At 63.8% G+C, this 17,103-nt stretch carries 15 protein-coding genes; 14 read left to right on the top strand and 1 reads right to left on the bottom strand.

Annotated elements, in window-relative coordinates; translation table 11 throughout:
- The first annotated feature begins 194 nt into the window (after positions 1-194).
- From NJLHNGOC_RS03610 to NJLHNGOC_RS03555, 12 genes are all read left to right on the top strand, one after another.
- Positions 195-848 (top strand): cytochrome c3 family protein, encoded by a 654-nt coding sequence (locus NJLHNGOC_RS03610; protein ID WP_113595133.1) that lies wholly within the window; start codon positions 195-197, stop codon positions 846-848.
- Positions 836-3,724 carry a 4Fe-4S dicluster domain-containing protein gene (locus tag NJLHNGOC_RS03605; protein WP_113595181.1) on the top strand — a complete coding sequence of 963 codons (2,889 nt, stop codon included), beginning with the start codon at positions 836-838 and terminating at the stop codon, positions 3,722-3,724. Before NJLHNGOC_RS03610 ends, NJLHNGOC_RS03605 begins: the two co-directional genes overlap by 13 nt.
- Positions 3,721-5,103, top strand: a complete 1,383-nt coding sequence (gene nrfD, locus NJLHNGOC_RS03600; RefSeq protein ID WP_239021308.1) for an NrfD/PsrC family molybdoenzyme membrane anchor subunit — start codon at positions 3,721-3,723, stop codon at positions 5,101-5,103. Before NJLHNGOC_RS03605 ends, nrfD begins: the two co-directional genes overlap by 4 nt.
- The gene (locus NJLHNGOC_RS03595; protein WP_113595132.1) at positions 5,100-5,591 is read left to right on the top strand and encodes a quinol:electron acceptor oxidoreductase subunit ActD; all 492 of its coding nucleotides are present in this window, start codon (positions 5,100-5,102) and stop codon (positions 5,589-5,591) included. Before nrfD ends, NJLHNGOC_RS03595 begins: the two co-directional genes overlap by 4 nt.
- A 65-nt stretch (positions 5,592-5,656) precedes the next feature.
- Positions 5,657-6,094, top strand: a complete 438-nt coding sequence (locus tag NJLHNGOC_RS03590; protein WP_239021307.1) for a c-type cytochrome — start codon at positions 5,657-5,659, stop codon at positions 6,092-6,094.
- A 14-nt stretch (positions 6,095-6,108) separates the two neighbouring features.
- Positions 6,109-7,137, top strand: a complete 1,029-nt coding sequence (locus NJLHNGOC_RS03585; protein WP_239021306.1) for a hypothetical protein — start codon at positions 6,109-6,111, stop codon at positions 7,135-7,137.
- Positions 7,130-7,513 carry a hypothetical protein gene (locus NJLHNGOC_RS03580; protein WP_239021305.1) on the top strand — a complete coding sequence of 128 codons (384 nt, stop codon included), beginning with the start codon at positions 7,130-7,132 and terminating at the stop codon, positions 7,511-7,513. Before NJLHNGOC_RS03585 ends, NJLHNGOC_RS03580 begins: the two co-directional genes overlap by 8 nt.
- Complete coding sequence (locus NJLHNGOC_RS03575; RefSeq protein ID WP_165837835.1) at positions 7,510-8,322, top strand: SCO family protein; 813 nt, start codon at positions 7,510-7,512, stop codon at positions 8,320-8,322. Before NJLHNGOC_RS03580 ends, NJLHNGOC_RS03575 begins: the two co-directional genes overlap by 4 nt.
- Positions 8,319-9,317, top strand: coding sequence for a cytochrome c oxidase subunit II (gene coxB / locus NJLHNGOC_RS03570; protein WP_113595129.1), 999 nt, complete (start codon positions 8,319-8,321; stop codon positions 9,315-9,317). Before NJLHNGOC_RS03575 ends, coxB begins: the two co-directional genes overlap by 4 nt.
- A gap of 5 nt (positions 9,318-9,322) precedes the next feature.
- Complete coding sequence (locus NJLHNGOC_RS03565) at positions 9,323-10,963, top strand: cytochrome c oxidase subunit I (RefSeq protein ID WP_113595128.1); 1,641 nt, start codon at positions 9,323-9,325, stop codon at positions 10,961-10,963.
- Positions 10,956-11,588, top strand: a complete 633-nt coding sequence (locus tag NJLHNGOC_RS03560) for a cytochrome c oxidase subunit 3 (protein WP_113595127.1) — start codon at positions 10,956-10,958, stop codon at positions 11,586-11,588. Before NJLHNGOC_RS03565 ends, NJLHNGOC_RS03560 begins: the two co-directional genes overlap by 8 nt.
- The gene (locus NJLHNGOC_RS03555; protein WP_239021304.1) at positions 11,588-11,902 is read left to right on the top strand and encodes a hypothetical protein; all 315 of its coding nucleotides are present in this window, start codon (positions 11,588-11,590) and stop codon (positions 11,900-11,902) included. The genes NJLHNGOC_RS03560 and NJLHNGOC_RS03555 overlap by 1 nt, the downstream gene beginning before the upstream one ends.
- 98 nt (positions 11,903-12,000) lie before the next feature.
- Here NJLHNGOC_RS03555 and NJLHNGOC_RS03550 read toward each other — a convergent pair whose 3' ends face one another.
- Positions 12,001-13,290, bottom strand: coding sequence for a metal-dependent hydrolase family protein (locus NJLHNGOC_RS03550; protein WP_165837834.1), 1,290 nt, complete (start codon positions 13,288-13,290; stop codon positions 12,001-12,003).
- Positions 13,291-13,425: 135 nt separating this feature from the next.
- Here NJLHNGOC_RS03550 and NJLHNGOC_RS03545 point away from each other — a divergent pair, with 135 nt between their 5' ends.
- Both NJLHNGOC_RS03545 and NJLHNGOC_RS03540 read left to right on the top strand, forming a co-directional pair.
- Positions 13,426-15,564: a penicillin acylase family protein gene (locus tag NJLHNGOC_RS03545; RefSeq protein ID WP_239021314.1), complete on the top strand. Its 2,139-nt coding sequence runs from the start codon at positions 13,426-13,428 to the stop codon at positions 15,562-15,564.
- A 166-nt stretch (positions 15,565-15,730) separates the two neighbouring features.
- The gene (locus NJLHNGOC_RS03540) at positions 15,731-17,035 is read left to right on the top strand and encodes an alpha/beta hydrolase (RefSeq protein WP_239021303.1); all 1,305 of its coding nucleotides are present in this window, start codon (positions 15,731-15,733) and stop codon (positions 17,033-17,035) included.
- Positions 17,036-17,103: the final 68 nt, after the last annotated feature.

Below are 17,103 nucleotides of genomic sequence, written 5' to 3'. Positions count from 1 at the left end.
GGAGTGCCTGTCAATCACCGCGTTGTGAAGGGATCGTTTCTCCGGCTGGTGACGTTCTGCCCCACGGAACCTCCGGAACGGATGTCATGGTTATCCCCGCCGGTTTTTGAAGAACGCCAGGGGGAGGCCGGATATACCCCGGATATACAAGGGTCCGGATATAAAACGCGATATCCAGAACGGAAAAGAAACAGATGGCAGCGCCGTTCAGCCCCCGCGCCAATGTCATCATGACCACATGCCTGATCGGGATCGCCTTTGTGGTCATAAGCGGGTGCATGGTGTGGTTCGCGTGGCCATACACCGATTACGACCGGCATGTGGGATGGACAGTCGAACAGGCCGTTCCATTCAGCCATCAGCATCATGTGGCGGGCCTCGGCCTGGACTGCCGGTTCTGCCACAGCAGCGTGGAACGTAGCGCGCAGGCCAGCATGCCGCCCACCTTCACCTGCATGACGTGTCATTCACAGATATGGACGAATGCCGAGGTCCTGGCGAACGTCCGTGACAGTTTCCTCAGGAATGTTCCGATGACCTGGCAGCGCGTGACCAATGTTCCTGACTATGTCTATTTCAACCACAGCATTCATGTCGCAAAGGGCGTTGGCTGCGAAAGCTGCCATGGCAATGTCGCGGCCATGCCGCTGACCTACAAGGCAAGGACGCTTACGATGCGGTTCTGCCTTGACTGCCATCGCGATCCTGGCCCCCAGCTGCGTCCGGCCGAAAGCATCTTTGATACCGACTGGCATCGCGATGCCGCCACGCCCGCCCCGGTCGCGCTGATGGCGCGGTATCATGTCGGCGGACGCAACCTGACGGAATGTTCGATATGCCATCGCTAGGCCGCGGCGGCGCGGACGCGTCCGATCGGCTGGCGGGACTGTCGGATGGCGAACTGGCCCGGCGGTTCCCAAAACTGGAGGGCGCCCTGTCGCATGCGCTGGACCGCAGGCGTACGCTCAGGCTTCTGGCGCTGGCGCTTGCCAGTGGCGGGCTGAAGGGATGCGACCCGGGAACGCCCGATCGTGGTTTCGTCTCGGCCGTGCGCGCGGCCGAAGGGGTGGTTCCCGGCGTGCCCAATATCTATGCCACCGCGCATGTGCGCGATGGATACGCCGAAGGCATTCTGGTCACCCATCAGATGGGGCGTCCCATCAAGATCGAGGGAAACCCCGCCCATCCCGGCAGCCGTGGGGGCACGGACGTGATGGCGCAGGCCCTGATCCATGATTTTTATGACCCCGACCGGGCGATCGGACCCCTGCATCACGGCATGCCCGCATCGTGGCAGGACCTGACCGGGGCAATGCAGCGGATGCGTTCCACCGTCATGGCCCCGCGTCGTCCCGACGGCATCCGTTCGGGAACCGGACTGCGCATCCTGACGGGCACGGTGACGTCCCCGACCATGGGGCGGGCGATCACACAGGTCATGGAGGCATATCCGGGGGCGATCTGGCATCAGTGGGACGCGATCGGGCGACAGCAGGTCCGTCAGGGGGGGATGCTTGCCTATGGTCAGGCGGTTTCGGTCCTGCCCGACCTGACGCAGGCTGATGTCGTGCTGGCGCTGGACAGCGACCTTCTGGACAGCGCGCCGGGGCATCTTGCCTTTGCCCGGGACTTTGCCATGCGGCGCAATCCCGTGCGTGGGACGATGAACCGCCTGTACGCGGTGGAAGCCACGCCCTCGCTGACAGGCGTGGCGGCGGACCATCGCTTCATCGCGTCTCCCGTCATGCTGGACGAGGTCATTGGCCGGTTATCGGCGGGGCTGCTGCAAGATGAAGCACCATCGGGCGGCCCGGAATGGCTGGGGCCGGTCATGCGCGACCTGCGCGTCCACCGGGGCCGCGCGTTCATCCATCTGGGTCCCGATCACCCGCCAGAGGTCCATGCCACGGTCCATGCCATGAACGAGGCCCTTGGCGGCCGGGGGCGTGTCTTCGATGTCCTTGAACCGCCGGAATACCGGACGCCATCCCCAGCCGACGACCTGTCCACATTGATGGAGGACATGGAAAATGGCCGGGTGCAGGCGCTGCTGATCGTTGATGTCAATCCGGTCCATCAGGTTCCGCGCCTTGCCGCCGCCCTGCGTCATGTCCCCACCAGCATCACCCTTGCGGACCGTCCGCATGAAACGGCCGTCGCCACGAACTGGCACGTTCCGCTGGCCCATGGGATGGAGGACTGGGGCGATGCGCGGGGTCATGATGGCACGGTGGCCCTGATCCAGCCGCAGGCCATGCCGCTTTATGGCGGGATGAACGGGCTGGCGGCGCTGCATGCCTGCGTGGGACTGCCGCTGCGCCCCGCCATCGACATGGTGCGCGCGACGTGGCGCGATTTGCTGCCAAACCAACGGGACTGGCACGATGCCCTTGCCACCGGCGTCATTGCGGGAACCGCCTGTCGCAGCATCGATGCGTCCCTGCATCCAGCGGCCAGCCGGGTTGCGTCCCCGGCGTCGTTTCCCCGCAACGCCGCGCAGCCTGTCCTGCTGCTCCGGCCCGATCCCTATCTGTGGGATGGACGGGGGGCCAACAATCCATGGCTGCAGGAGCTGCCCCGACCGTTGAGCAAGGTCGTGTGGGACAATCCGCTGCTGATCCCCCCCGACCTTGCGCGGGACATGAAGCTGCGCAACGGGGACGTGGTGACCCTTTCACAGGGACAGGCGCGCGCCCGGCTGCCTGTATGGATACAGCCCGGACAGGCGTCGGGATGCGTGGTCGGCCTGCTGGGCTGGGGACGCCGGCATGCGGGCGAGACCGGGGATGATGTCGGGACCGACCTGTATCCCTTCCGCGATGCCCCAGGTCCCCTGCGGATCGAGGTGGCAAAGGAAACCGCCATCCCGGTCGCCTGCACGGAACACCACGCCACGATCATCGGGACCGCGCCATCGGAAATCGCGCGTCACGGCACGCTGGAACAGTTTCGCGACAATCCCGCCTTTCTGGCGGGGAAGCAGGAACCCGATGCAAGCCTGTATCGACGACCGCCCGATGGCCCCGTCGCGTGGGGCATGAGCATCGACCTCAATGCCTGCATCGGATGCAATGCGTGCGTGACGGCGTGCCAGGTGGAAAACAACATTCCCGTGGTGGGACGTGACGAGGTGCTGCGCCAGCGGGAAATGCACTGGCTGCGGATTGACCGTTTCCATGAAGGAACGCTGGACGCGCCCGATACGTTCTTTCAGCCGATGCTGTGCATGCATTGCGAACAGGCCCCGTGCGAAACCGTCTGTCCGGTCGGGGCGACGACACATGATTCCGAAGGCCTGAATGTCATGGTCTATAATCGGTGCATCGGGACCAAGTTCTGTTCCAACAACTGCCCCTACAAGGTCAGGCGGTTCAATTATTTCGCGTTCGCGCAACACGAAAATCGTCCCGCCATCAGCCGCAACCCCGATGTGTCCGTCCGCACGCGCGGGGTGATGGAGAAATGTACGTTCTGCGTGCAGCGCATCGCGCAGGCGCGCATCGCCACGGACCGCGATGGCGTGGCCGAACAGGTGGTCACGGCCTGTCAGGCGGCCTGTCCCACGCGGGCCATCAGTTTTGGCGATATCCATGATCCTGCGGCCGAAGTCACGCGCCACAAGGCCAGCCCCCTAAGCTATGCCGCATTGCCCGAACAGGGCACGCATCCGCGCGTGACGTATGAAGGGCGCATCCGCAACCGTAATCCGGACATCGGATCATGACGCGCGGCGCGGGCATGGCCGTGGACGTGACACAGGGGAATGATCCCCTCATTTACCCGCAGGAAACTCCCGCCTCCCTGACGGAGCGCGTCTGTGTGGCGACCCTGCGCCCGGATGGCGGCATGTGGGCGCCGATGTGGTGGTGGATGTGCCTTGGCGTGGCGCTGCTTCTGGTGGGGATGGGCGTCGTGTCCGTGGCATGGCTGTTCTATGCCGGGCTGGGGATATGGGGAATCGACTGGCCTGTGGCCTGGGGCTTCGACATCCTCAATTATGTCTGGTGGATCGCCATCGCCTCTGGCGGCACGTTCATTTCCGCGCTGTTTTTCCTGCTGCGCGCGCCGTGGCGGACGTCGCTCAACCGGCTGGCCGAAAGCCTGACGTTATGCGCGGCACTGTGTGCGGCGATATTCCCCATCCTGCATCTGGGGCGGCCGCAGTTCTTCTACTGGCTGTTTCCCTATCCCAACACGATGGGATTGTGGGCACAGTTCCGCAGCCCGCTGGTCTGGGACTTCTTTGCCATCCTGGCCTATGTCACCTGTTCCATCCTGTTCTGGTATTTCGGGCTGCTGCCGGATCTGGCAACCCTGCGTGACCGGGCGCAACGCCGGTGGCAGCAGGTGTTCTATGGCGTGCTGGCGTTGGGGTTTCGTGGCTCCGCCCGGCAGTGGCGGCATTACCACCCGGTCTATGGCGTGCTGGCAGCCCTGATGGCGCCCCTGGTCGTATCGGTCCACAGCATTGTCGGCATGGATTTCGCGGGGGGTGCCGCAACGGGGTGGCATTCCACCGAATTCCCGCCATTTTTCGTATTCGGCGCGGCGCTGTCCGGTTTTGCCATCGTGCTGCTTGTAATCCTGCCGCTGCGGCCGGCGTTGGGACTGGAACCCTATATCACCGACCGGCATGTCGATGTGCTGGGCAGGCTGCTGCTGACGAGCAGCCTTTGCGTCGCCTATGCCTATGTCATGGATGTCTTCTCGACATTCTATGGCCCCGATCAGGCCGACCGGACCATGTTCGCCTTCAGGCTGCATGGCCTGTACGCGCCCGTCTATTGGGGCACGATCATCCTGAACATCGTGTTTCCGCAACTGCTGTGGTGGCGCGCGATCCGGTTGAAGTCGGCGGTGGTCTGGCCGATCTGCCTGGGCGTGCTGATTGGCATGTGGCTAGAGCGTTTCCAGATCATCGTGACCAGCCTGGCGCGCACGCAGCTTGTATCCGCATGGGGGCAATATACGCCCACCGTGTGGGAATGGAGCCTGCTGTGCGGCACCATTGGCCTGTTCCTGACGACATTCCTGCTGCTTGTGCGCTTCATTCCCATGCTGGCGATGGCTGAAATGCGTGCGATGCTGGGGGACGACCCATGATCGTCGCGGCATTTATCACCGAATCCGCCATGCATGACGCCGCCGCCGAATTGCGACAGGTGCCGGGATGTGCGGTTGAAACCTATGGCGCGACGCAACCCCAGAATGAAGAGGGCGCATGGTCCATCCTGCCGCTGGTGATGCTGGGCGGTGGCATGGTGGGGGGGCTGGGCGGTTTTGGCATGCAGGCCTATGCCACGACCATCAGTTATCCGCTCGATATCGGTGGCAGGCCGGACCTTTCATGGCCATCCTATATCCCCGCGACCTTTGAACTGGCGGTGCTGGGCGCGGTTCTGGCGGGGATCTTCGGCTATTTCATCACGATGCGCCTGCCGCGCCTGTATGACCCGGTGGATGATGCCGTCGCCATGCGCGATGTCATGGCAGGCGGCCATGTCGTCGTGGCGTGCACGAGCGATATATCTGGCGTGCGTGAAATACTGGCCCGTCATGATCCGCTGTCCATCGAGTTGGTCGGCTCATGACCCCCGCGCGGCACGCCTGCGTCATCCCTGTCATGCTTGCGCTTTTGCTCACGGGCTGTGACGACATGTCGAAACAGCATAAGGAAAACCCTTACGCCAGCCGGGACAGCGCGCCTGCGGACATCGCGCAGGGCAGCGTGGAATATCATGATGCCCCGCATCCTGCTCCTGCGGTGACGATGGCGCTGCTGCGACGTGGGCACAGTGAATATCACGCATTCTGCGTGCCGTGCCATGCGGAAACGGGCGCAGGCGACGGCATGGTGGTACAGCGGGGCTTTCCCGCGCCCCGGCCACTGCTGACAACGGAGGAGGGACAACCCGCCCTGCCAGAACGCCTGTATGGCATCATCACATCGGGGCAGGGGATCATGTATGGCTTTGCCCAGAGGATCGTGCCGGACGACCGCTGGGCCATTGTCGCGTACCTCTTTGCCCTGCGGCGCAGCCAGCATGCCACGCGCGCCGCCATGACGCCCATACAGCAGGCGGGCGCGCAATGAACCGCGCGCGCAACATGACGGCCATCGTTACATTGGCGACGCTGGCGGCAGTCGTGGGGGGGGCTGCCCATATGCCGCATGCGGTCTTTCCGGCGTGGCTTGCGGTCTGTGCCGCATGGGTTGGCTGGCCGCTGGGCAGCATGGCGCTGCTGCTTGTCCATGCCCTGACCGGCGGCCGCTGGGGCGATGCGCTTGGGCCTGCGCTGCGTGGGGGGATCGTGACGCTGCCACTGGGCCTGCTGGCGCTGGCGGGGGTGATGTGGGGCGCGCGCGACCTGTATCCCTGGATGCATCCTGATGGACCACTGTCCAACGGGTTCTACCTCAACGGGTCATTCGCCCTGGGGCGGGTGGTGCTTTATCTGCTGGTCTGGGGCGGGCTCGGGGCCCTGTGCCTGCGGGGTGGGGATCTGGCGCGTGTCGCGCCCGCGGGTCTGATCGCGCTGGCCTTTACGTTCGGGTTTGCCGCGATCGACCTGACGGAATCCCTCGATTCGCGTTTCAGTTCCAGTGCCTATGGGCTGATTGCCTCCGCCGGGGCGGTGCTGGAGGCTTTCGCGATTGCTGTCCTGATGGAGGGAACACGCGCGGCGGGGGCAAGGGTATCGCCGGATCTGGCGCGCCTGATGCTGGGGCTGACGGTCCTGTGGGCCTATCTGGATTTCATGCAGTTCCTGATCATCTGGCAGTCCAACCTGCCGGTGGAGGCGGCGTGGTATGGCCCCCGCCTGCGGGGAACGTGGGGGATGGTGGCCGTCGGGATTGTCATGCTGCATTTCGTGCTGCCTTTCGGGCTGCTGGTTGCATCGCCGCTTCAGGCGCGGCGGGGTGTTGTCCTGACGGTGGCGGGACTGCTGGTGGGTATGGAAACGCTGCGCAACCTGTGGCTGGTCCTGCCGACATGGATGGGCCCTTTCCCGCTGTTCGGGGTTCTGGGCTCGCTTGTCGTCCTTGGCGGGGGAAGCGCCCTGCTGGTCGCGCGACATATGGAACGCGAAGGCGCGACTTCGTCCCGGATGCGGATGGATGGCGCCCATGTCTGAGCCTCATTCACCCGACAGCACGCAGGGGATCCACCATGAAACGCGCGATGTGTCGCTGCGCGCGGTGATCGTGGGGGGCATGGGTATCGGCCTTGCCGTCGGGGGGCTGGTGATGCTGGCCGATGTGCTGTTTCCGCAGGGATCGCTGGACCGTCTGCTCCGCCCGCCATTCCCGGTGATGTCGCGCCCCGCGTTGCAGTCGGACCCCGCGGCCGACATGTCGGCATTCGCGGCGCGTGACATGGCCGCGCTGAATGGTTTCGGCTGGACCGATCCTGCCCACGGCATCGGTCACATTCCCATAGAACAGGCCATGGAGCAGGTCGCGCGCGAAGGCATCCCGGACTGGCCCGCAAAAGAAGGGACAGGACCATGAACGGCTATCCGATGACGTCATGGAAACGCCATGCGGGGTTATCGGCGGCAGTGGCGTGCATGTGGATGCTGATGTGGGCCGTCCCCCTTCGGGCGGAGGAGGGGGCGATGCAGGCGCTGGCCTTTACCCCCCGGCCGGGAAGCACGCTGCCGCTTGATGCCCGTTTTACCGATACAGCCGGACGGGCGCTGCCGCTGGGGGCGTTCCTTGGCGGGCATCCGGCCATCATCTCCATGGGATATTATGCCTGTCCCAACCTGTGCGCGCTCGAACGCGAGGACCTTTTGCATGCGCTGGCGCGCAGCGGCCTGAAGACGCCGGGGGATTATACGCTGGTGGTGGTCAGCATCGATCCGGCGGAAACGCCCGCCGTGGCCCGTCAGGCCCGCGGGGAGGACATGGCGCGTTTCCCCACCAGCGGGGCGGAGGAGGGATGGCATTTCCTGACCGGCGATCCGGCCGGCATCCGGCGCCTGTCGCAGGCGGTGGGGTTTCACGCGCGATATGACGCGAAACTGGGGCAGTATCTCCATCCCATGGGGCTGATCTTCATTACTCCGGCCGGCATGGTGTCCGGTTATGTGCTGGGTGTCGGATACCAGCCGGGCGATGTGCGGCAGGCGCTGGTGCATGCCGCGCGCGGGGATCGTGTCGCGGCATCGCCCATCCTGCTGCTGTGCTTTCATTATGACGAGGTGACCGGACGTTACACGCTGGCGATCGAAAAGCTGCTGCGCATCGGTGGCGTGCTGACCGTGCTTATGCTGGGGACGGTCATGGTGCTGGCCCACAGGCGGCGGCAGGGATGAGCTGGCTTCCCGAAGCATCGGCACATGCCACGCGGATCGATATCCTGCTGGCGGGGCTGCTGCTGATCAGCCTGGCGGTACTGGGTCTGGTGTTCGGGCTGATGACGCTCAACATCATCCGCTTTAGGGTGGGCAGCAGGGTTCCCCTTTCGCATGAGGCCGTGGTCCACAAGAGCTGGCGTTTCGAAATCGGCTGGACCTCGGCCACGCTGGTGATTTTCTTCATCCTGTTCCTGTGGGCGGCGCGGCTGTACGTGGTGGGGTTCCAGCCCCCGTCGGGGGCGATCCAGATCTATGTGACCGGCAAGCAGTGGATGTGGAAGGTCCAGTATCCCGGCGGCCAGCGGGAGATCAACATGCTGCACGTTCCGATGGGCCGTGCGGTACAGCTGCTGCTGACGTCCGAGGATGTCATCCATGATTTTTCCATCCCCGTGCTGCGCATCAAGCATGATGTCCTGCCCGGCCGGTACCAGAGCATATGGTTCGTCGCCACCCGCTCCGGGCAGTTCCGTTTTTACTGCACGCAGTTCTGTGGCATCGGGCATTCGCGCATGACGGGCACGCTGGTTGTCCTCAACAGCACCGATTATGCCGACTGGCTGGATCATACGCCTGCCAGCGGCAGCCTGGCGACGACGGGGGAAATGCTGTTCATCCGCAATGGATGCAGTGGCTGCCACGTCTCGGGGCGTTATGCGCCCGACGCGCATGATACCAGCCGCGCGCCCTCCATGGTGGGGCTGTATGGCAGCATGGTGCCGGGACCTGACGGGCGCCCGGTCAGGGTGGACAGCGCGTTTCTGCATGACGCCATCCTGCATGGCGGTCCCGCGCGTTCGCAACAGGGAAACTATAGCACCGAAATGCCGTCATTTCGTGGGGTGCTGGGTGAGGACGACCTGGCGGCGCTTGTCGCCTATCTCCAGACGTTATCGCCCTCTGCGTCTTCCGGCATGGGGGTGGATGCCGTTACCCCGCGTGAAGGGAACTGAATGTCATGGCACTGACGGCCGATCGCGAACGCAGTTACCTGTGGCAGGATGGCACCGTGCGGTCATGGCTGCTGACGACCGACCACAAACGCATCGCGCTGCTTTACATGGCGTCCATTACCGTGTTTTTCATCCTCGGCGGTATCGGGGCGGCCCTGATCCGCATGCAGCTGGTCATGCCGACGGGCGCCATCCTGTCGGATGAGACCTATGGCCGGATGTTCACCATGCACGGCATTGTCATGGTCTGGCTGTTCCTGGTTCCCTCCATTCCCGTCACGCTGGGGAATTTCGTGGTTCCGCTGATGCTGGGGGCGCGGGACCTTGCCTTTCCGCGCCTGAACCTGATCAGCTGGTACCTGTTCGTCATGGCCGGGTTGCTGGTGGTGTACGGACTGTTCCGGGGCGGGCTGGAAACCGGGTGGACATTCTATACCCCGCTTTCCACCGACTATACGCAGGGGCGTGTGCTTCCGGTCGTGGCGGGCGTGTTCCTGAGCGGGTTTTCATCCATCGCCACCGGCCTGAATTTCATCATAAGCATCCATCAACTGCGGGCATCGGGCATGACCTGGTATCGTCTGCCGCTCATGCTCTGGGCGCTTTATGCCACCAGCGTGATTTTCGTCCTGGCGACGCCGGTGCTCAGCATCACGCTGGTGCTGCTGGCGTTCGAGCATTTTTTCCGTGTCGGTGTCTTTGACCCCACCCTTGGCGGGGATCCGCTGCTGTTTCAGCACCTGTTCTGGTTTTATTCCCACCCTGCGGTCTATATCATGATCCTGCCGGGAATGGGCGTTGTGAGCGAGGTGGTCAGCACCTTCTGCCACAAGCAGGTCTTCGGCTACCGCTTTGTGGCGTGGTCTTCCATTTCCATTGCGGCGATCGGCTTTCTGGTCTGGGGACACCACATGTTCGTGGCCGGAACATCCCTTTACGCTGCCGTCGTGTTTTCCATGCTGAGTTTCCTTGTATCCGTTCCATCGGCCATCAAGGTCTTCAACTGGCTGGGGACCATGCATGGCGGGGCCATCAGGCTGGACGCGCCCATGCTGTATGCCATGGGGTTCATCGGCCTGTTCACGGTGGGGGGACTGACCGGGCTGTTCCTGGCGTCGCTCGCCAGCGACGTGCACCTGACGCAGACCTATTTCGTGGTCGCCCATTTTCACTACATCATGGTGGGCGGCATGGTGTCCGCCTATTTCGCGGGGCTGCATTACTGGTGGCCCAAGATAACGGGGCGCATGTATCCCGAAATGTGGGGGCGGACGGCGGCGGCGCTGCTGTTCTTTGGCTTCAACCTGACATTCTTTCCGCAGTTCCTGCTTGGTTACGAAGGCATGCCGAGACGGTATGCGACCTATCCGGCGCAGTTTCAGGTACTCAACGTGCTGTCTTCCGCCGGGGCAAGCATCCTTGCGCTGGCCTATATACTGCCGCTGATCTATTTCGCCTGGTCGCTGCTGCGTGGCGCGCGCGCGACGGACAATCCATGGCAGGCCACCGGTCTTGAATGGCGGACGTCCTCCCCCCCGCCGACGGAAAATTTTGTCCATCCCCCCGTCGTGACCCATGACGCCTATGATTACGCCGCGCTGGATCAGGCGAATATCGCCGCCCGTCAGGAGGTTCCGCATGTCTGATCATATCACGCCCTATGATACGGCCCTGCATCGCGATGAATCGGCGGTATCGGGCATGTGGCTGTTCCTTGCCAGTGAAATCCTGCTGTTTGGCGGGCTGTTCCTGATCGTTCTGGTCTATTCCCATACGCATGCCGCCGGATGGAATGCGGGCGTGCGGCATACCAGCCTCATGATCGGCAGCATCAATACGGCAGTACTGCTCAGCAGCAGTGCCGTTTTCACCCTTGCCGTCGAAGCCGCGCGGACAGGGGATCACCGCCGCATCATCCATGCCGGGCTGGGTGCTGCCGGACTGGGGATGGTTTTCCTTATGCTCAAAAGCTGGGAATGGCATCTTGAATTTGAGGAACATCTTTTCCCGGGATCGAGTTTTTCCATTTCCGGACCGCATGACGGTGGCGCGCAGTTATTCTACAGCTTCTATTTCATTTCCACCGCACTGCACGGGTTGCACATGCTGGTGGGGATCGGACTGATCCTGTGGATATGCGATCGGACCCGCAAGCAGACGGGGAGGGAAGTATCCACCATCCCCGTTGACATTGTCGGACTTTACTGGAGTTTTGTCGATCTTATCTGGATCGTCCTGTTCCCGGTCCTCTATCTGATCGGGCGGAACTGATGGCGCGCGTCCTGTACTGCTGGATCCTGCTCATGATGCTGCTTGCCGGGGAACTGACCATGGCGCGGCTGGGGTTCGGTTCCGCCGTCTGCGCCTGCGCCGTCCTGATGGGGCTGGTTATCATTTTCGGCTTCATGCGTATTGCGCAGGCGCCGCCCCTGGCCGCGATTTTTGCATTGGGGGGATTGTTCTGGCTGGTAATACTGCTCTCCCTTGGCAGTCTGGACAGTTTTACCAGAACAAATTTCGCCGTGGGCAGCGCCATGTCCTCCCGACCGGACCATGCCCCCGCCTCACCGGATGAATCCCGCTGACGAATATCGGAAAACGCATAGATATTTCAAGATATTGCATAAACGATCATTCAGGATCATCGCATTTCCGACACGCCTTGCGCCATCGGTCCCCACATTCATCCGCCATTTCGCATGATGATGCCCCCCTTGGCGACGAAACGGACCGCGCGCAGGGCGGTGATGTCGTGGGTGGGGTCGCCATCGACCGCGACCAGATCGGCAAGGTAGCCGGGCCGGATGACGCCAAGCCGATCGTCAAGATGGAAGATCCGCGCATTGCCGGAGGTCGCTGCCTGCAGGACGGCGGCAGGGGGCATTCCGGCGGCGACCATGGCCTCCAGCTCACGCGCATTTGTCCCGTGGGCGAAAACGCCGACATCCCCACCGACGCACAGGGTGACGCCCGCCTTTCGCGCGGCGGCAAAGCTCGCACGGCCGGTCCGCACGGACTCCGGGGCGGGTTCCCTGCCGTCCCAGCCGCGATAGCGGGCAATCGCCTCCGTAGCAGCAAGAGTGGGGCAGAGCGCGGTGCCATGGTCGTGCATCAGGCGAAAGACATCCGGCGTGCCATCGGTGCCGTGTTCGACGGTATCGACACCCGCGATAATGGCACGGCGCATCCCTTCGGCCGAATGCGCGTGGGCGGCGACGATCCGCCCGGCCGAATGGGCGGCCTCCACCGCCGCGCGCATTTCCTCCATCAGGAAGGTCGGGCGGCTGGGCTCGCCCGGTCCCCAATGGTAATCCGCGTAAAGCTTGACCACGTCCGCGCCGGCTGCGATCTGCTGCCGGGCGGCGCGGACCAGTTCGGGACCATCCGCCTCCTGCGCACCCTGCGGAATGGCGACGCCAGGTTCAAAACCCTTTGGCCCGTAGGAGCCGGTCGCAACCAGCGCGCGCGTCGCCACCAGCATGCGCGGCCCCGGGATGATGCCCTGTTCGATGGCCTGTTTCAGACCGACATCGGCGTAACCCGCCCCCTCGGTCCCCAGGTCACGCACCGTGGTGAAACCGGCCATGAGGGTCGCCCTTGCCGCGACCGTCGCGCGCGCGGTGCGCAGCGCCAGCGGTTCATGCAGGACCTGATCGTCCCATTTTGCCTCGTCATAGGGATGAAGGAACAGGTGCGAATGTCCCTCGATCAGGCCAGGCAGCAACGTCGTGCCCGGCAGGTCGATCACGCGTGCGCCCGCAGGCGTGCCTGTCGCCGGGCCGGCGGCCGTGATGCGTCCGTCATGGACCAGGACCGTCCACCCTTCGTGCGGGTGGGGATCGACGCCGTCAAATACCCGCGCGGGGCGGATCAGCAGGTCATCGGCCCATGCATCGCCCCATACCGGAACCGCAAGGAGCGTCACCAGCCATGCGGCCAGAAAATATCGCGTGAAATATCTCGTGAAACGCATTGCGGCCCTTCCCATGCGCACGCGCCCCCGATCTTGCATCTCGTTGCGCCTGTGAATAGATTTTTGCCGATGATAACCCTGCCTCTTCGTGTTGCAACCTCCCGCATTCTGTTTCTCGGGGTCCTGTGCGTGGGAATGATTCCCTGCGCGCGGGCGGCCGCGCCCGACGATGCGGCCCGCCTGCAACGCGAGGCGGGCAGGGTGACGATCACCCGTGATGACTGGGGCATTGCCCATGTGCGCGGACGCACGGATGCCGATGCCGTTTTCGGTGCCAGCTACGCGCAGGCGGAGGACGATTTCAACCGAGTGGAGACCAATTACCTCGTATCGCTCGGCCGGCTGGCGGAGGCCGAAGGCGAAAGCGCCCTGTGGCAGGATCTGCGCATGAGGCTGTTTGTCGATCCGGCCGGACTGCAGGCGGATTATGCCACGTCCCCCCGATGGCTGAAGCGGCTGATGGATGCGTGGGCCGATGGGCTGAACTGGTATCTCAAGACGCATCCGCAGGTGAAGCCGCGCGTCATCACCCATTTCGAGCCGTGGATGGCGCTCAGCTTTACCGAGGGCAGTATCGGCGGCGATGTGGAGCGTATTTCGCTGACGCAACTGCAGGCATTCTATGAAAACCGGCCCGTCGCGCCGGACGCGGAAGAACGTGGCGCCAGACCGCGGGAGCCGAAAGGGTCGAACGGGATCGCGATTGCGCCCTCCCGTACGGCGGACGGGCATGCGTTGCTGCTGATCAACCCGCATACCAGCTTCTTCTTCCGCTCCGAACTGCAGATGACCAGCGATCAGGGGCTCAATGCCTATGGCGCGGTCACGTGGGGGCAGTTTTTCATCTATCAGGGGTTCAATCCCCACGCCGGATGGATGCACACGTCAAGTGGCGTCGACGTGGTTGACGAATTCGCGGAAACGGTCACCCACCATGATGGCCGGACCTATTACCGCTATGGCGACAGGGAACTGCCGGTTGAAACCCGCAGGGTCACGGTGCGGGTACGTCTGCCATCGGGCGGATTGGCCGGGCGCGAATTCAGCGTCAATGCAACCCGTCATGGCCCGGTCGTCAGGGCAGAAGGGAACAGGTGGATCAGCACCGCGCTGATGTACCGGCCTGTCCCCGCGCTGGAACAGTCCTTTTTGCGCACCAAGGCAAAGAATTATGCGCAGTTCCTGAAAATATCCGCGCTTCAGGCGAATTCGTCGAATAACACCATCTTCGCGGACCAGAAGGGGGAGATCGCCTACCTTCATCCCCAGTTCGTGCCGCGCCGTGATGACAGGTTTGATTACCGCCATCCCGTCGATGGCAGCGACCCGGCGACGGACTGGCACGGGCTGCACGCCCTTTCCGAACTGCCGCAGGTCATCAATCCGTCTGATGGCTGGGTCATGAACACCAATGACTGGCCCTGGTCGGCTTCGGGGAATGAGAGCCCACGGCGGGAGGATTACCCACGTTACATGGACATGGCCGGGGAAAACCCGCGTGGCATTCACGCAACCCGCCTGCTGGAGGAGGGCAGGGATTTCACTGCCCGGTCTTTGATGAAGGCGGCCTATGATCCATGGCTTCCCGAATTCGCACTGCTGGTGCCCCAGCTTGTTTCCGCATGGGAACGCCTGCCGGCTGGCGCGGCGCAGAAGGCACGGCTGGCCGGGCCGGTCGCGCTGCTGCGGGGATGGGACAATCGGTGGGCTGCGGATTCCACGGCGACGTCGCTGGCCGTATTCTGGGGGGACGGGCTGCTTGAACGGGTGCGTCCGCTTACCACGGCGGCGGGGATCCCGCTTTACGATGGCCTTGCCACGCGCATCAGCGACGCGGAAAAGCTGGACCGGCTGGACGTGGCCGTAAACCGTCTGGTGCATGATTTCGGCAGCTGGCAGGTGCCGTGGGGGACGATCAACCGTTTCCAGCGGATCAATGGCGATCTGGTCCAGCCCTTCAGCGACGCGAAGCCGAGCATGGCCGTCCCGTTCACGTCCGCCATATGGGGCTCGCTCGCCTCGTTCGGGGCGAAACGTTATCCGGGGACGAAACGCTATTACGGCACCAGTGGCAACAGCTTCGTCGCCGTGGTGGAATTCGGCCGCAAGGTCCATGCGTGGGCTGTCTCCACCGGGGGAGAGAGCAGCGACCCGGCCTCGCGTCATTTCATCGACCAGGCACAGCGATACAGCGACGGGAACCTGCGCGAGGTCTATTTCCGTCCCGCGCAGTTGCGGGGCCATGTGGAACGGCGTTACGCCCCCGGCGGCTGAGGCCCCGATTGATGACATCGGTGGCGGCTGGCCATGCCCGCACGTCGTGGGGCCGGGGTGGATATGGGGCGCGTCGCGTGTTTGACTGGGGTGCCGGCCTGACTGGGGCATTGTCCTGATCGGGCGCTGGCAATCTTCATCATGGAACGGGATACGGATATTGATATTGGGTTTCAGGACGCGGTTTTCATTTCCTTTCATAATCGGCGCGCTCTGCCTTGTCGCACCGTTGCGGCAGGCCCGCGCTGATTGCCAGTCCCTGCGCATCCCGCAGCCACCCGTGGCCAATACCACCCATCCGCAGGCCCCGTTCTTCATCGATCTTTCGGGAATGACGCTTGACCGCATGCCGCCACGGCGCGACCCGCACGATGCGCATTACCCCGCCGCGCGCGACCTGCCCGATGGCAGCGTGCCGCCGGTCACGGCCAGTGGCAATTTCGTGCTGGGGCCAACCCATCCGGTCGCGCCCGAATTCGCAACAGCCACCAGCGTGCCGCACGGGCGCGTTGTCTCCTTCACCATGGATTCCGAACACAGCGTCCTGTTCAGGAACGGCATCGCGCGTGACGATCCGGACAACTGTCCCAATGGCGCGATCTATACCGCCCATTCCGAACCCGGCGATCCGTCGGATTTGCGCCTGATGGCAAGCCATCCCGCCCCGTGGACGCGGCAGGTCGATGTATATGTGCCCGCGCAGTACAGGGCGGGCACCAGGGCGCCCTTCCTTGTGTTTGGCGATGGCGGGGCGGATGGCATCTATCCCGGCCGGGACCTGTTCGCGGTCCTTGATGTCCTGATCGCCAGCCATCGGCTGCCACCCATGATCGCGATTGGCGTCGGCGCGGGCGGACAGGACGCGCAGGGCAGCGAGCGTGGACTGGAATATGACACGGCTTCGGGCACCTATGCCGAATGGGTCGAACGCGAGGTCCTGCCGCTGGTGCAGCAGCAGGCCGGGGTAAGCCTGACCCGCGATCCCGACGGGCGGGCCACGATGGGGGTCAGTTCCAGCGGTGGCGCGGCCTTTGGCATGGCATGGTTCCATCCCGACCTGTACCATCGCGTTCTGGCCTATTCCCCCACGCTGACCAATCAGCAATGGCCGCATGATCCGGCGATGCCCGGTGGGGCGTGGCAGTATCATTCCCCGTGGGCGGGCGCGCCAAGCGCGACGGGGAAGCAGCCGGGGGCCGCCCTGATGCCCGATGCGCCCCGCAGGCCGATCCGGTTCTGGTTCGCGGCGGGGGATCAGGACCTGTTCTATCCCGCGCCGGCCATGCCCGATGGCATGCATGACTGGGTACTGGCGAGTGAGAACATGGCGCGGGTGCTGGGCCGGAAGGGATATGATTACCAGTTTGTCCTGTCGCGCAACGCGGGTCACATCGATGGGGCGACAATTGCCCAGACCCTGCCAGAGGCCCTGTTGTGGCTGTGGCGGGACTATACCCCGAAACGGGACTGAGCGACGATCGCGGCAGGGTGGGTGCCTACGGACCCCGCACGGTATAATGGGGATAACCGGCAAGGCGT

Origin of the sequence: Novacetimonas cocois (genome assembly GCF_003311635.1) — a bacterium.
In the GTDB taxonomy this organism is placed as follows: domain Bacteria; phylum Pseudomonadota; class Alphaproteobacteria; order Acetobacterales; family Acetobacteraceae; genus Novacetimonas; species Novacetimonas cocois.
Note: the sequence above shows the minus strand (reverse complement) of the source record. Positions and strands in the feature narration are given on the sequence as shown.

Coding starts and splice junctions, on each gene's coding strand:
- NJLHNGOC_RS03565 (WP_113595128.1), top strand. CDS start 9,323: ATGGCACTGACGGCCGATCGCGAACGCAGTTACCTGTGGCAGGATGGC.
- NJLHNGOC_RS03610 (WP_113595133.1), top strand. CDS start 195: ATGGCAGCGCCGTTCAGCCCCCGCGCCAATGTCATCATGACCACATGC.
- coxB (WP_113595129.1), top strand. CDS start 8,319: ATGAGCTGGCTTCCCGAAGCATCGGCACATGCCACGCGGATCGATATC.
- NJLHNGOC_RS03590 (WP_239021307.1), top strand. CDS start 5,657: ATGTCGAAACAGCATAAGGAAAACCCTTACGCCAGCCGGGACAGCGCG.
- NJLHNGOC_RS03560 (WP_113595127.1), top strand. CDS start 10,956: ATGTCTGATCATATCACGCCCTATGATACGGCCCTGCATCGCGATGAA.
- NJLHNGOC_RS03605 (WP_113595181.1), top strand. CDS start 836: ATGCCATCGCTAGGCCGCGGCGGCGCGGACGCGTCCGATCGGCTGGCG.
- NJLHNGOC_RS03585 (WP_239021306.1), top strand. CDS start 6,109: ATGACGGCCATCGTTACATTGGCGACGCTGGCGGCAGTCGTGGGGGGG.
- NJLHNGOC_RS03575 (WP_165837835.1), top strand. CDS start 7,510: ATGAACGGCTATCCGATGACGTCATGGAAACGCCATGCGGGGTTATCG.
- NJLHNGOC_RS03580 (WP_239021305.1), top strand. CDS start 7,130: ATGTCTGAGCCTCATTCACCCGACAGCACGCAGGGGATCCACCATGAA.
- NJLHNGOC_RS03555 (WP_239021304.1), top strand. CDS start 11,588: ATGGCGCGCGTCCTGTACTGCTGGATCCTGCTCATGATGCTGCTTGCC.
- nrfD (WP_239021308.1), top strand. CDS start 3,721: ATGACGCGCGGCGCGGGCATGGCCGTGGACGTGACACAGGGGAATGAT.
- NJLHNGOC_RS03545 (WP_239021314.1), top strand. CDS start 13,426: ATGATTCCCTGCGCGCGGGCGGCCGCGCCCGACGATGCGGCCCGCCTG.
- NJLHNGOC_RS03550 (WP_165837834.1), bottom strand. CDS start 13,290: ATGCGTTTCACGAGATATTTCACGCGATATTTTCTGGCCGCATGGCTG.
- NJLHNGOC_RS03595 (WP_113595132.1), top strand. CDS start 5,100: ATGATCGTCGCGGCATTTATCACCGAATCCGCCATGCATGACGCCGCC.